This window comes from Streptomyces sp. IBSBF 3136, assembly GCF_036815105.1.
Lineage (GTDB): Bacteria > Actinomycetota > Actinomycetes > Streptomycetales > Streptomycetaceae > Streptomyces.
The window spans coordinates 1-13721 of sequence record NZ_JAJSZC010000211.1; the positions used below are offsets into that span (position 1 = coordinate 1).

13 protein-coding genes are annotated in these 13721 nt (G+C 71.0%); 7 read left to right on the forward strand and 6 right to left on the reverse strand.

What is annotated here, in order from left to right; translation table 11 throughout:
• Positions 1-30: 30 nt before the first annotated feature.
• Together V7E45_RS32060 and V7E45_RS32065 are read right to left on the reverse strand one after the other, a co-directional pair.
• On the reverse strand, positions 31-966 hold the full coding sequence (locus tag V7E45_RS32060; protein ID WP_333777739.1) for a serine hydrolase: 936 nt from the start codon (positions 964-966) through the stop codon (positions 31-33).
• Positions 963-1943 carry a LysR family transcriptional regulator gene (locus V7E45_RS32065; RefSeq protein WP_333777740.1) on the reverse strand — a complete coding sequence of 327 codons (981 nt, stop codon included), beginning with the start codon at positions 1941-1943 and terminating at the stop codon, positions 963-965. The genes V7E45_RS32060 and V7E45_RS32065 overlap by 4 nt, the downstream gene beginning before the upstream one ends.
• A gap of 137 nt (positions 1944-2080) precedes the next feature.
• On the opposite strand from V7E45_RS32065, the gene bla reads away from it, so the two are divergent.
• Complete coding sequence (gene bla / locus V7E45_RS32070) at positions 2081-3001, forward strand: class A beta-lactamase (RefSeq protein ID WP_333777741.1); 921 nt, start codon at positions 2081-2083, stop codon at positions 2999-3001.
• Positions 3002-3176: 175 nt separating this feature from the next.
• A complete protein-coding gene (locus tag V7E45_RS32075) occupies positions 3177-3731 on the forward strand; it encodes a GNAT family N-acetyltransferase (RefSeq protein ID WP_333777752.1) in 555 nt (184 codons plus the stop codon).
• A gap of 96 nt (positions 3732-3827) precedes the next feature.
• On the opposite strand, the gene V7E45_RS32080 is transcribed toward V7E45_RS32075, so the two are convergent.
• Positions 3828-5438, reverse strand: coding sequence for an MFS transporter (locus V7E45_RS32080; protein WP_333777742.1), 1611 nt, complete (start codon positions 5436-5438; stop codon positions 3828-3830).
• 408 nt (positions 5439-5846) lie between these two features.
• On the opposite strand from V7E45_RS32080, the gene V7E45_RS32085 reads away from it, so the two are divergent.
• The gene (locus V7E45_RS32085; RefSeq protein WP_333777744.1) at positions 5847-7355 is read left to right on the forward strand and encodes a cryptochrome/photolyase family protein; all 1509 of its coding nucleotides are present in this window, start codon (positions 5847-5849) and stop codon (positions 7353-7355) included.
• A 155-nt stretch (positions 7356-7510) separates the two neighbouring features.
• Positions 7511-8449 carry an SDR family oxidoreductase gene (locus tag V7E45_RS32090; protein WP_333777745.1) on the forward strand — a complete coding sequence of 313 codons (939 nt, stop codon included), beginning with the start codon at positions 7511-7513 and terminating at the stop codon, positions 8447-8449.
• Between the two features lie 346 nt (positions 8450-8795).
• Here V7E45_RS32090 and V7E45_RS32095 read toward each other — a convergent pair whose 3' ends face one another.
• Together V7E45_RS32095 and V7E45_RS32100 are read right to left on the reverse strand one after the other, a co-directional pair.
• Positions 8796-9755, reverse strand: coding sequence for an NADP-dependent oxidoreductase (locus tag V7E45_RS32095; protein ID WP_333777746.1), 960 nt, complete (start codon positions 9753-9755; stop codon positions 8796-8798).
• Between the two features lie 131 nt (positions 9756-9886).
• On the reverse strand, positions 9887-10525 hold the full coding sequence (locus V7E45_RS32100) for an HD domain-containing protein (protein ID WP_333777747.1): 639 nt from the start codon (positions 10523-10525) through the stop codon (positions 9887-9889).
• Positions 10526-10660: 135 nt separating this feature from the next.
• Here V7E45_RS32100 and V7E45_RS32105 point away from each other — a divergent pair, with 135 nt between their 5' ends.
• On the forward strand, positions 10661-11635 hold the full coding sequence (locus V7E45_RS32105; protein WP_333777748.1) for a GlxA family transcriptional regulator: 975 nt from the start codon (positions 10661-10663) through the stop codon (positions 11633-11635).
• A 159-nt stretch (positions 11636-11794) separates the two neighbouring features.
• Here V7E45_RS32105 and V7E45_RS32110 read toward each other — a convergent pair whose 3' ends face one another.
• A complete protein-coding gene (locus tag V7E45_RS32110; protein WP_333777749.1) occupies positions 11795-12007 on the reverse strand; it encodes a hypothetical protein in 213 nt (70 codons plus the stop codon).
• Positions 12008-12127: 120 nt separating this feature from the next.
• On the opposite strand from V7E45_RS32110, the gene V7E45_RS32115 reads away from it, so the two are divergent.
• On the forward strand, positions 12128-12388 hold the full coding sequence (locus V7E45_RS32115) for a hypothetical protein (protein WP_333777750.1): 261 nt from the start codon (positions 12128-12130) through the stop codon (positions 12386-12388).
• A 245-nt stretch (positions 12389-12633) separates the two neighbouring features.
• Positions 12634-13380 carry an SAM-dependent methyltransferase gene (locus V7E45_RS32120; RefSeq protein WP_333777751.1) on the forward strand — a complete coding sequence of 249 codons (747 nt, stop codon included), beginning with the start codon at positions 12634-12636 and terminating at the stop codon, positions 13378-13380.
• Positions 13381-13721: the final 341 nt, after the last annotated feature.

Sequence of the window (13721 nt, forward strand, 5' to 3'; positions counted from 1 at the left end):
ATCCGCGCCCCACCCCGGCCACGCCCCACCTCACCCACGCAGTGCCTCGAACGCCTGTCGTGCGGCGATGCCGATCGCCAGGTCGATGTCCGGCGCCTGCGCCGCCCGCCGGTCCGCCCGGGTGAGCGCGGCCACTGCCACGCGGGCCCCGGAGTCCGCCTCGACCACACCGATCTCGTGCCGGAGATGCAGGAACGTGCCTGTCTTGCCGCTCAGCCGCAGGCTGTCGGCGCGCAGTTCGCCGGCCAGCCGCTGGGTGAAGACCTGATGGGCCATCAACCGTCGCAGCTCGGCCGTGGCCTGGGGATGCGCCACCTCGTCGCGCCACACCCGCTGCAGCAGGGTCACCAGCGCCGAGGCGGTCCCGAGGTTGGCGTGCGCGGGGTCCAGCGTCTCGATGGTGTGCCGTCCCGTCCGTTCGTCGCGGACGGCCAGTTCCAGGGCGAGGGAGAAGTCGTTGCCGGTGGCGCCGGCGGCGCACTCGTACATGTGGTTCATCCGGTGCCGTACCCGGATGCCGGTGCAGCCCCAGGCGCGCAGCCGGGCGTCGACGTCGGTCACCGGCACCAGGTCGAACAGGGCGTCGGCGGCGGCGTTGTCGCTCACCGAGAGCATGAGCAGGAGCAGGTCGCCGACGGCCACCGTGACCGGGTGGCGGAACGCCGCGATGCCGGTGGGGCCGACACTGCTGGTGGCCGGGTCGACCGTCACCGGCAGGGCCGGGTCGAGGACGCCGTCCGCGATCAGGTCCAGCACGACGAGGGCCAGCGGCACCTTCACCACGGACGCGAGGGGCACGGGCTCCTCGGTGCCGAACCCGAGCTGTTCGCCGGTGTCGATGTCGCGGGCGAGGAACGAACCGCGGACGCCGAGCGACGCCCAGTCCCGGGCGATCGCCTCGGCGACCTCCGACAAGGGGCCGTCGCCGCAGAGCTGGGCCGCACGGTGCGCCGCATCCCCGGTCATCCGCGTGCCGCCAGCCGGGTCGTGGTGTCCGCCGGCTGCGGCCGCCTCGCGGCGCGTGCGGTGGTGCCGACACCGGCCGCCGCCGCCAGCACCGCGGACAGCCACTGCGGCACGTCGCCGCCGCGTTGACGCGGGGTGGCCCGCATGTCGTACCCACGATGCAGCGAAGCGTCGGCCAGCGGCGCCCAGTCGGCGCCGTGCCGCCGTGCGAAAGGCTCGCCGCACAGCAGCACCGCCCGCCCCGCCAGCGTCTCGGCGAGCGCGGTGGCCGCGGGCCCGGCCGGCCGCACCAGCTGCTCGGGCAGCCCGGAGCGGGCCGCCGCGCGCGCCAGCCTGTCCCGCGCGTACGGCACGTCGTCCTCCGCCAGGGTCAGGATCGGCAGGGTAACGGTCCGCGCGCCGGTGGCGGCGTCGACGCGGCGCGGCCGCAGGTCCTCAAGATGGATCATGCGCTTTCCACGGGCGCCCGCCGGCCGCTGCGCGTCGAGGGGCGGCGCGGTGGCCAGGCCGAGCGGCACCCGGTGCGCGGCGTGCTCCGGTGGAACGCGCAGCAGAGCGTACGCGAGCGTGCCGTCCGCCAGCCGGGCTTCCCGCTCTCCGGGCGGCAGTTCGCGTACACCGAGCGTGATGCCGTGCTCCGCCCCGGCGCGGATGACGCGGGCCAGCGCCGCCGGCGCACAGTCGGCGGGCACTCCCACGGTCCTGGACCGGGACTGCTGGGCTGACCGGGCCACCTCGTCGAGCCGCTGGGCCCGGTCCAGGACGTCCCGCGCGTAGGGGAGCAGCAGCATTCCCAGTTCCGTCGTCGTGACCTGCCGCCGGGAGCGGTCGAACAGCAGACCGCCGAAGCGGGCCTCCAACGTCTTGATACGGCGGCTGAGCAGCGGCTGGGCGATGCCGAGCCGGTCGGCCGCGCGCGAGAAGCTCGTCTCGTCCACGGTGGCGACGTACGCCTCGAGGTGTGCGAGCAGATCCATCCAGCAGTCATATCAATTCGATATGAGGTCTTCAAAGTTCACTCTTGGACATGAGCGGAGTCCTGCTGTTTCGCTGTTCCCGTCGAAGATCCACCAAGCCGATGCCCGATCGCCGACGACCTGGGAGAACTCCGCACATGACCAGTGCCGACCCGATGCCGCGCCGCCGCCTGTTCCAGGCCGGTCTCGCCCTCACCACCGCCGCCGCGGTGGCCCCCGCTCTGGCCTCCGCCCCCACCTCGGCCGCCCCGTACGCCGAACCCGTCCATCTGGAGCACGAGTTCGGCGACCTGGAGCAGCGTTACGGCGCCCGACTCGGTGTCTACGCCCGGAACGTGCGCACCGGCCGGACCGTGGCGTACCGCGCCGGGGAGCCGTTCGCGATGTGTTCGACGTTCAAGGCGTTCGCCGCCGCGGCCGTGCTGCGCGACCACGGAGACTGCGCACCCCTGGACAGGCTGATCCACTACCCGCCGAGCGACATCCTCGACAATTCACCGCGCTCCAAGGACCACCTGGCCACGGGGATGACGGTGGGCGAGGCGTGCGCCGCCGCCATCCAGTACAGCGACAACACCGCGGGGAACCTGCTGCTGCGTCAGATCGGGGGGCCGCAGGGCCTCACCCGGTTCTTCCGGTCGCTCGGAGACCGGGTGAGCCGACTCGACCGCTGGGAAACCGACCTGAACACCGCCGTCCCCGGCGACCCGCAGGACACCAGCACGCCGGAAGCCCTCGGCAGGAGCTTCGAGCGCCTGACCCTCGGACGGGCCCTGGCCCGCGCCGACCGCGAGCGGCTCGTCACCTGGCTGAAGGGCAACACCACCAGCGCCGAGCGATTCGGCGCGGGGCTGCCGCGGGGCTGGGTCCTGGCGGACAAGACGGGCACCGGCAGTTACGCCACCGCCAACGACATCGGCGTCGCCTGGACGACCCGGCGAACTCCCTTGCTGCTCACCGTGCTGTCCACGAAGGCCGCCAAGGACGCACCCGTCGACAACTGGCTGATCCGCGAAGCGGCTGCCCTTCTGGCCGACACGCTCGCCCCCGGCGAGTAGGAGAGCCGCCCGGCTCCCTGGCCCGGGTGGCGCCGCGTCGACGGGGTGGTGGCGACGGCGATGGTGGCGATGGTGGCCAAACGGTGACGCCCAGGATCGGGGCGCGGGTGCCCGGGAGCGGGACGGGGGCGCCCGGGACGCCGGCCCTGTGATCCAGAATGGTTGCGTGGTCACGATCGAGACTCCCCGTTTGATCCTGCGTCGCTGGCGCGAGGCAGATGTTGCGCCCATGGCTGCCATCAATGCCGACCCCGAGGTGATGCGGTGGATCCGTGACGGCAGTGTCCGTGACGAACAGCAGACTCGCGCCGGTGTCCAGGCATGGGAGAGCGAGTGGGAGTCGCGGGGCTTCGGCCTGTTCGCGGTGGAACTCCGGTCCACCGGCGAACTGGCCGGGTTCACCGGCCTGTCGGTGCCCGACTTCTTGCCCGAGGTACTGCCGGCGGTCGAGGTCGGCTGGCGGCTGGGACGTTCCCACTGGGGGCAGGGCTTGGCCACCGAGGCCGCCGCGGCCGCGGTGCGGTTCGGGTTCGAAGAGCGAGGGCTGGAGCGGATCGTCAGCATCACTCAGGTGGGAAACGACGCCTCCGAACGGATCATGACCAAACTGGGGATGCATCAGGTCCGTGAGACCGTCAACCCCACCGGCGGTCGGCGAGTCCGGGTGTTCGAGTTGTCGTCGGACCAGTACGTCACGACCACTCGTCGAGGGAGACGACGAGGCCGATAGCCGCGTAGCGGACCGCGAGTCGTCGTAGCCGGTGGGTGCGCGGCACCGAGCCACGGTGCCCTCTCCACTCTCCGACGCAGTGCCGCATCCCCACGGCTATGCCGAGCGAGGTTGTGCCGTCGGGAGCCTCGAGGTGAAGTACAGCGCCAGGACGGAGGCGAACGCCAGGATGGTGAGCGCGGCTCGCAGGCCGTCCAGCCTCGCCTCGGCGTTGGCCTCCAGCGCGGCCTGGGACACCTTCCGGCTCGTGCCCGCTTCGTCGAGAGCGGACTTGAGCTGGGCGTCCGACAAAAACGTCGCGCCACTCTGAAGTTCGATCGCCGCCTCGTTCTTCACCTTGTCCGGCACGGCCGGATTCTGCGCGACGTTGGTCAGGAACGAGGACGTGAGCACGGTCAGCAGGATCGATCCCGCCAGTGCCGTGCCGAGGGACGAGCCGAGGTTGGTGACGGCGTTCTGCACGCCACCGACCTCCGCGCTCTGTTCGTCCGGCACCGCGGAGACGGTGACGGCGCCGAGTTGGGACGCCAGCGCACCCATGCCGACCCCGATGAACAGGAGGGGAACAGTGACGATCTCCGCTCCGGCGTCCATGTCGAGGGCAGCCATGAGAATCACGGCACCGGCCAACATCGCGACGATCCCGAGCCGGACCACCCGCCTCGGTGAGACGTCCGGCAGAAGGCGTGGGATGAGGGTCGCCGCCGCCACCAGAGTGAGTGAGAGCGGCAGAAGTCGCACGCCGGTCGCGAGCGCGGACAGGCCCAGAGCGACCGACAGATAGAGCGGTACGACGAAGAACACGCCCATCATGACCAGGTACTGGAAGAAGAACATGGTCAGACCGCCGCTGAGCTGCTGGTTACGCAGCAGTGCCGGGTCGAGCAGGGGCTCACGCCGCCGCTCGACGAGATGGCCCTCCCAAGCGACGACGAGCCGGATCAACAGCACGCCTGCCAGCATCAGCCACATGACCAGCGACACTCCGAACCACGACGGCGCATCGGGCTTCGGCCGGAACCAGCCCCACTCGTCGGAGCGCAGCACACCGTAGACGAAGATTCCGAGCCCGAACGCGGACAGCGCGGCTCCGACGAGATCGATGTGCGGACGCTCGCCGTTCGACACTTCGGTGAGACGGCGAGCGAGCAGCAGGATGCCGATCACCACCACGACCTCACCGGCGAACACCCACCGCCAGGACAGGTACGTCGCCGCGAAGCCTCCGATGAGCGGCCCCAGCGCGATCGCCGCGGCACCCGCGGCCGCGACGAGTCCGTAGGCGGCGGGACGTCGTTCAGCGGCGAAGCTGCCGGCCACGAGCGCCACGACCGCGGGCAGGATGAGCACCGCCCCGATGCCCTCCAGGAGTGACCAGCCGACCAGCAGCACGCCGAGGTTCGGCGCGAGCGCTGTGGTCAGGGAGCCGCATCCGTAGATGCAGCAGCCGATCATGAACGCGCGCCTTCTGCCGATCACCGCCCCGACCTTGCCGCCCAGAATCATGAACATCGCCATCACCAGCGTGTACGCCGTGATGGCGCCTTGGATCCCGGTCACCGTCGTGCCGATATCGGCGGCCACCGCCGCGATCGAGACGTTCATGACGGAGCTGTCGAGCGCCATCAGAAACTGGCCGGCAGCGAGTGTCAGCAGAACGAGCCGCGCTCCTGCCGAGCTCTCGGCCGTGCCGGTCCCGGGAGTCATACGCGCAGCATCTCAGTCGCCCCCGCGTGCCTTCCTCGCCACGCCGCACAGATCGACCGGCTGGCGGGCAGGAAGGCGGTCGCCGCGTGGTGGGCTGACCGAGGTCTCGGCGGCGCGCGTGGCCCGGCCTGCCGCAGCCACCCGGCCGCACGGGCCGCTACACCCGCGGACGGCAGGCCGCGGACGCACATCTGTGTCCACCGTGGACGTCACCCGTATGCCGCGCGCACCCGGCGCGTGTGGACGGGTGGGCGGCACCGTAGAGGCACGCAAGCGCGCGGAGCGTGAGGGTGGGAGGACGACGAGGAGTTCGAGTGGGGGACGAGGCGAGGGCCGGCGTGACCGGAGCTGCCACGGGTCCGAGGGCCTGGGCCGGCTCCGGTGGGCACGATACGGACGGGAGTGACGATGACCGACCCGCACTGGCTGTTCGGCGACCAGCTCGGCCCCCATTTCCTCACTCCGGGCGAGGACGGCGGACCCGCTCGCGACGTCCCCGTGGTGATGATCGAGGCCCGCTCGGTGTTCCGGCGGCGCCGCTTTCACCGGGCCAAGGCCCATCTGGTGCTCTCCGCGATGCGTCACCGGGCCGCCGAGCTCGGCGATCGCGTCCGCTACGTGCGTGCCGAGACCTACCGGGAGGGCCTGGGCAAGGCGATCGGCGACGCACCCGTGACCGTCCACCACCCCACCTCCAGGGCCGCCCTCCGTCTGGTGCACTCCCTGGATCAGGTACGGGTACTGCCCGCACGCGGATTCCTGCTGCCCCACGACACCTTCCGCGCGTGGGCCGACGGACACGACGCCGGACGGCTGCGCCAGGAGGACTTCTACCGCTGGGTGCGCCGCGAACTGGACCTCCTCATGGACGGCGACACACCGGCCGGCGGACGCTGGAACCACGACCATGCCAACCGTGAACGCCCACCCGCCGGAACGCGCACGCTCGGCGCGCCGAAGCCCTACCGACCCCGTGAGGACGACATCGACGCCGAGGTCCGCACCGACCTGGAGCGCTGGGAACGGGACGACGGCATTCGCTTCGTCGGCCGGGACGGCCCCCGCCGCTTTCCCGCCACCCGGCGCGAGGCCCTGACCGCGCTGCGCCGCTTCACCGAGCACCGACTGGCCGGGTTCGGTCCGCATGAGGACGCCATGCTCGCCGCCGACCCGGTGATGAGCCACAGTCTGCTGTCATCGTCGCTGAACCTCGGGTTGCTCGACCCGGCCGAGGTGGTCACCGCCGCCGAGAACGCTTGGCGGGCCGGCCGGGCACCCGTCAACAGCGTCGAGGGCTTCGTCCGGCAGATCGCGGGGTGGCGCGAGTACGTCTGGCAGCTGTACTGGTACTTCGGCGAGGACTATCGGCACCGCAACGCCCTGCGCCACCGCGCCCGGCCGCCCGCGTGGTTCCTGGAGCTGGACGCCGACGCCGTCACCGCCCGCTGCCTGGCCACCGTGCTCGCCCAGGTGCGCGACACCGGCTGGACCCACCACATCCCGAGACTGATGATCCTCGGCAGTTTCGCCCTGCAGCGTGGCTGGGACCCGCGGGCGGTCACCGACTGGTTCCACCGGTGTTTCGTCGACGGATACGACTGGGTGATGCTGCCCAACGTCACCGGGATGTCCCAGTACGCCGACGGCGGCCGGATGACCACCAAGCCGTACACCTCGGGCGGGGCGTACATCCACCGCATGAGCGACCTGTGCGACGGCTGTGCCTACCGGCCTGGCGACCGTACCGGAGAGCGTGCCTGCCCCTACACGACCGGGTACTGGTCCTTCGTGCACCGCCACCGCACGCTGCTCGCCGCCAACCAGCGCACGTCCCGTGCCGTTCAGGGCCTGGACCGCCTCACCGATGTGGAGGACGTGCTGACCACGGACCTCCGGTGGGACGAGCGGCCGCCCTGACCGGCGCCGGCGTACCCTCGCCGGCGCCGTGGACGGGCCGGCCGCTCAAGTCGCCGACGTCCGCCGTGCCGGGGTGGGCCCCTCGGCGGCGGGACGCATCCACGCCAACGGCAGTGCCGCCATGGCACTTCGCCCCCTGCAAGAGAGGCAATCGCATGGACACCGTCCTCGGCAGCTCCGTCCCCGCCGGAGCCCCTGGCGGCTCGCCCCTGCGGGGGCGGACCGCCGTTGTCACCGGAGCCGCCCGCGGGGTGGGTGAGGCCCTTGCGCGACGCCTCTCCGAGGCGGGCATGCGGGTCGCGCTGCTCGGCCGCGAAGGGCAGACGCTGCGCAGCGCCGCTGCCTCCCTCGTCTCCCCGAGCCTCTGTGTCGAGGCCGACGTCACCGACCGGGCTGCGCTCGCCCGCGCCGCGCGGCAGGTGGAGGACCGACTCGGAAGCGCGTCCGTCGTCGTGGCGAACGCGGGGATCGCCGTCGGCGGCCCCTTCAGCCGTACCGACGCCGATCTGTGGGAACGGGTCATCGACGTCAACCTCGTCGGAGCGGCCAACACCGCAAGGGCCTTCCTGCCCCAGCTCACCCGCACGCGCGGCTACTTCCTGCAGATCGCCTCGACCGCGGCCTTCGGCTCGGCCCCCATGATGAGCGCGTACTGCGCGTCCAAGGCGGGCGCCGAGTCCTTCGCGCAAGCCCTGCGCGGCGAGGTCCAGCCCGACGGTGTCGCCGTCGGCATCGCCTACCTGCACTGGACCGGCACCGACATGATCACCGGCATCGACGACCACCCGGTCCTGCGCTCGCTGCGCGAGAACCAGCCCTGGTTCGCACGCCGCGTCCACACCCCCGCACAGGTGGCCGACTGGCTCGCGACGGGCATCGCGCACCGCTCCCACCATGTCTACGCACCGCCGTGGCTGCGTTGGTGCCAGCCCTTGCGCCCGCTGCTGCCGGCGCTGGTCGGCCGGGTGGCACGGCGCGAACTGCGCCGCACGTCCACCGACGAACTCGCCTCCGCCACCGAGGTGATGGGAGCGGGAGGGCGAGCCGACTGGGAGCTGTTCACGTCCGCGCAACGCCGCCGTGCCGACCCGTGACCTCCAGGCACGTCGCATGCGTGCTGCACAAGGCTGCGAGGACGGGCACGCGTCCCGGGGGAGCGGACCTGGTGCGTGGGGGGTCCGGGAGAGCGCACCCGGTGTGTGAGCGGTCCGGGCGCGGGCCTGTGGCCCGGACCTCAAGGCCGGGCCACAGTCGCATCCATGATCGTGGAGGGCGGTCGCCTACGCGGCGAAAGGCAATGCAGGGCTTCAGCCGAACGATCGTCCCTGCATGCGATAGGTGAGGCCCGGGGACACTGTCCCCTCCACGATCACGACAGGCACAACAGGACCCGACCGCGGGATATTCCCGCGCTCTCTCCGCGGGCCGTCGCCGCTGCTGCTACCGGCCCGCACCGGCATCGGTGCTCTCAGCGGACGCTCCGTCCTCGGCGACACGGATGATCGTACGGCCGGGGACGCGCGCCTTGGAGGCGAGGGCGTCGACCGCTTCGGCAAGCGCCCGGACCGCCCCGACCCGCACCCTCAACCGGCCGTCCCGCAAACGCTCGGCGAGGTCGGCGAGGCGGTCGCGGTCGGGTTCCACGACGAAGAAGAGGGCCCGCCCGTCGTCCGGGCGCACGGTGGGCGGGTGGGCGATGGTGACGAGTGTGCCGCCGGCGCGTACGAGGGCTGCGGAGCGGTCGAGGACGTCGCCTCCGATGACGTCGAACACGACGTCGACCTGACCGGCGTCCTCCCACCGGTCGGCCTCCAGGTCGAGGAACGCGTGCGCGCCCAGGCCGAGCGCGGTTTCCCGGTCGGCGGAGCGGCCCGTGCCGATGACTCTGGCTCCCGCTTCGTGGGCGAGCTGGACAGCGATCGAGCCGACCGCGCCTGCGGCGCCGTGGATCAGGACGGTCTGGCCGGTGCGGAGGCGGGCGTGGTCGAACAGGGCTTGCCAGGCGGTCAGGCCGGAGACCGGCAGTGCTGCCGCCAGCGTGTGGTCGATGTCGGCGGGCAGCGGGGCGAGGTTGCGGGCCTCCACGGCGACGTACTCGGCGAGCGCGCCGTCGCGGGTCCAGTCGGTCAGTCCGAAAACCCTTTGACCGACGGTGAGGCCGGTCGTTCCGTACCCGAGTTCCGTCACCACCCCCGAGACCTCGTGGCCCGGCACGCTGGGCGTGCGGTCGCGACCGGCACGGTCGGTCCAGGTCGCGGGCCAGTCGAGCTCCCCGCGGGTGAAGCCGGCGGCGTGCACCCGCAAGATGACGTCGTTCTCGGCGGCGTGCGGAGGGGCCAGGTCCTCGAGGGACAGTCCCGTGATCCCTGCCTCGCGATCCCGGACGGTGATGGCTCGCACGAGCGTTCCTTTCTTGCTGGGGGAGTTTCTTGCGTTTCTGCGGGCGAATTCATGCGGAGGGCTGATCTCTGGTGCGAGCGACGGAAGCACAGGACGCGTTCGCGTCGGCGCGATCGCCGGCCGCGAGTCCGTCATCGCGGCCATGGAGAGTCCATGATCCGCCGCACCATGGAGGTACGACGGAAACCGGGAACGAAGTGCTCCAGGACGTCCGCGTTGACGGTCCCGTAGGTGGTGTCCGGCCGGTCCCTGAGACCGTCGACGAAAGCTTGCAGGAATTCCTTCTTGAAATCGCCGCGCGGATGAGCGGCGACGATCTCGTCCAGTCGGTCGCTCTCCAGCTTGTCCAGCCCCCAGCCGACCGCGTCGGTCAGCACGCCGTAGTTCGTGGCGGCGACCTCGGGCTCCATGCGGCCGGGGATCCCGGGCGTGGTGTGAAGGGCTATGGCCCGCCACACCACGTCGGCTGCGTTCTCGGAGAATCCGCGGTCGAGCAGGAATGTCCGCGCGTGGTCGGCGCCGTCCAGTTCGAAACGCTGCTGCGTTCCGGAGAAAGGGAGCACAAGGCCCGCGTCATGGAACATCGCCGAGATATACAGCAGCTCAGGATCGGGCCGCAGATCGAACGCAGGCGCGTGGAGTGAGGCGAAGAGAAATACCCGCCGGGAGTGGTGGAAGATCAGCTGGCTGGTCCTGTCCCGAATGAATTCCGTGGCCTGCGCTACGGCCGATGTGTCGGGTATTTCCACGCCTGCGATGATGTCCGTCATGGTGTCTGTGCTCTCCGATGCGATCTGTCACGAGTGGACCGTGCGCCCGTCCTCCACGGTGCCGACCGCACGGCCCGCGGCGCCGCCTCGGTCCGGCCATGAACCACCCGAATCCAGTCATCCCAGGATGGGCCGGTGAGCCCCGGCACGCATCGGGTGACGATCCTCGTCTACGACGGCGTGAAGCTGCTGGACGTCGCCGGCCCCGCCGAGGTGTTCGGGGAGGCGAATATGCTCGGCGCCGACTACCGGATCGCCCTGGTGTCGACGACAGGCGCCGAGGTCACCTCCTCGATCGGACTGCGGATCGTCGTCGACGGCAGTGCCGCCACAGAGCCGGCCCCCGACACCTTCCTGATGCCAGGCGGTGACGTCCACCCCAGGACCCCCGTCCCACGTGAGCTGGCCGAAGCGGCGAAGAACCTCGCAGCCCGTGCCGACCGGATCGCCTCCGTCTGCTCGGGCGCCTTCGTACTCGGCGCATCGGGCCTCCTGGACGGCAAACGGGCGACCACCCACTGGAAGATCGCGGGCGAACTCGCCGCCCGGCACCCGAAGACGCGAGTCGAGCCCGACGCCATCTATGTGCGCGACGGCACGACCTACACATCGGCAGGTGTCAGCGCGGGCATCGACCTCGCGCTCGCCCTTGTCGAGGAGGACCACGGCCCCGACATCAGCCGGGAGGTGGCCCGCTCCCTGGTGGTCTATCTGCAACGCGCGGGCGGACAGTCGCAGTTCTCCGCACCGCTGCAGGGCCCGCCGCCCCGCTCTCCCGCTCTGCGCCGGGTCGTCGACCTCGTCACGGCGGATCCCACCGGCGACTACTCCCTGGCCGAACTCGCCCGGCGGCTCAACGTCAGCACACGGCACCTCACCCGGCTGTTCCGGGAGGAGTTGGGCACCACGCCGGCCCGGTACGTCGAGTCGATCCGATTCGGTATCGCGAAGTCGCTGCTCGACCAGGGATACACCGCGACGCAGACGGCGACCATGTCCGGGTTTCCGAGCTACGAGAGCCTGCGGCGTGTCTTCGCACGGGAGTTGGCCATCAGCCCAGCCGCCTACCAGCGCCGGTTCGCCACCGCCAGGCGCGAGCAGCCCGAGTGATCCCGCACCCCACCACTCGGCGGGAGGGCATGCAAGTCAGCCTCGGGCGGGAAGAGTTTCCCTGAGCCTGTCCGGCGTCCAGCTCGTCCTCTCCGATCCGCGACGTCTGACCCCGAGCGCGATGGTCGGGCATCTGCCCGCCGGAGCGACGGCCGGACGTTACCGCCGCGGCGAGGTCAGGGTCGTCTGGTCGCACGTCCAGCCGGCGCCCCTGATCGAGGCGGCCACCAGTTCCGGGGGAAGGGTTTCGGTGACGGTGACGGTGACGGTGCTGCCGGCGGTCGGGCCGGGACCGTTGTTGCTGACCCGGATCGTGTAGGTGCCCTGGTAGCCGTCGGTGAACGTGCCACGGTGGGTCTTGGTGACGGTCAAACCAGGGGCATCAGCGACGCCGGACAGGGACATGCACCAGAGTCTCTGTCCGGCCGCCGGTGTCGCCGTCCTCAGTGGTGGTCGGCCCGACGGGGTGGAGCCAAGGTCGACCCCGAACCCGTGGACGAACCCAACCGGCTGCGCTGGACCGGCTCGAGGTGGGTGGATCAGGCGCCCGCCCCCGACGGCTGCTCTCTGCGCACCCCGGTGGGCCAAGACGACAAGGGCCTTTTCCTCGACGGTAACTGGTACCTGAACGACGACGGCCGGTGCGTCAAGATCAAACGCCGTCGCCTGCCCCTGTCGACCGGTGCGGGCAACGGTTCGCACCATTCGCTGTGGTTGACGGAGATCCACCGCGCACCAGGCACAGACGAGTGAGCCGGAGCCCGCTTCGAGAACGAGCCCCTCGTCGAGCGCCTGGCCGCCCGCACGGCATGAGGCGCGTCCCAGTAGGACGTGAAATGCGATGGACACGACGATCGCAGCGGCCGTACCTTCGACCGGTCTCGGCCTTCACGTCTCCGAAGAGGTGCATTTGATGACGGTTCAGGTGATCGCGGCCAACTTCCGCCGGCCGCCATTCCCAGCCGTTCTGACCTCCCCGGACCGAAGGAATCCCCGTAGTGGACCTGCCGCGTAGCTTCACCATCCGCGAGAGCAGCCATCGCATCTGTAACCCGTTCTCCAGCGAGAAACTGGCCACCCTGGGCCGGGCCATCGGTCCGTCACCGGACACCCGCGTGCTCGACCTCGCCTGCGGCAAGGGCGAGATGCTGTGCACCTGGGCACGCGACCATGGCGTGACCGGCACCGGGGTGGACATCAGCACCGTCTTCCTCGACGCCGCTCGCGCGCGGGCCTCGGAACTGGACGTCGCCGACCAGGTCGGCTTCGTGCACGCGGACGCGTCGGGCTACGTCGTCGACCATCCGGTGGGCATCGCCGCCTGCGTCGGCGCCACCTGGATCGGGGCCGGCGTCGCGGGCACCGTCGAACTCCTGCGGCGCAGTCTCCTCCCCGGCGGCATGATGCTGATCGGCGAACCGTACTGGCGCCGCGAACCCCAGGACCAAGCCACCGTCGAGGGCTGCCACATGGCCCGCAGGGACGACCTGCTCCCGCTGCCGGAACTGCTCGAACTGTTCGGTGCCCTGGGCTGCGACGTCGTCGAAATGGTCGTTGCCGACCAGGACAGCTGGGACCGGTACGCCGCGGCGCAGTGGCTCAACATCCGCCGCTGGCTGGATGCCAACCCCGACGACGAGCTAGCCGACGAGATGCGCGCGGAACTCGTCGCGGCACCCGTCCAGCACGCTAGGTACCAGCGCGAATACCTCGGCTGGGGTGTCTTCGTGCTCATGAACCGCTGACGCACCACTCCCAGTGAGCCCCGGCGTGACCTGCCGGGGCTCAGTCGCGCAGCATCCGTGCTCGAAGGCCCCCACGGCGCCGAGGGCCGAACGCGCGCCGCGTCGTCCACCGATTTTGACCATCACTCGTGCAACCTGCACGGCCGGGTGGGGCGCCCCGCCGTGGATCGTGCTGGGCGGTGTTCGGCCTGCCCACCGGCGCTTCGCCCGTCCTGCCGGTGCTTCGCCTGTTGCGCAGGTCGCCGTCGTGTGTCAGTCGTCGAGTGCTTCGGTCAGGGTGGGGTGGCAGTCGATGACGGTGTCGATGCCGACGATTTGCAGGGTGCGTTGGACGGCGTGGG

Excerpts from the sequence above, each read along its gene's own strand:
- V7E45_RS32060 (WP_333777739.1), bottom strand. The coding sequence starts at position 966 with ATGACCGGGGATGCGGCGCACCGTGCGGCCCAGCTCTGCGGCGACGGC.
- V7E45_RS32065 (WP_333777740.1), bottom strand. The coding sequence starts at position 1,943 with ATGGATCTGCTCGCACACCTCGAGGCGTACGTCGCCACCGTGGACGAG.
- bla (WP_333777741.1), top strand. The coding sequence starts at position 2,081 with ATGACCAGTGCCGACCCGATGCCGCGCCGCCGCCTGTTCCAGGCCGGT.
- V7E45_RS32080 (WP_333777742.1), bottom strand. The coding sequence starts at position 5,438 with ATGACTCCCGGGACCGGCACGGCCGAGAGCTCGGCAGGAGCGCGGCTC.
- V7E45_RS32085 (WP_333777744.1), top strand. The coding sequence starts at position 5,847 with ATGACCGACCCGCACTGGCTGTTCGGCGACCAGCTCGGCCCCCATTTC.
- V7E45_RS32090 (WP_333777745.1), top strand. The coding sequence starts at position 7,511 with ATGGACACCGTCCTCGGCAGCTCCGTCCCCGCCGGAGCCCCTGGCGGC.
- V7E45_RS32100 (WP_333777747.1), bottom strand. The coding sequence starts at position 10,525 with ATGACGGACATCATCGCAGGCGTGGAAATACCCGACACATCGGCCGTA.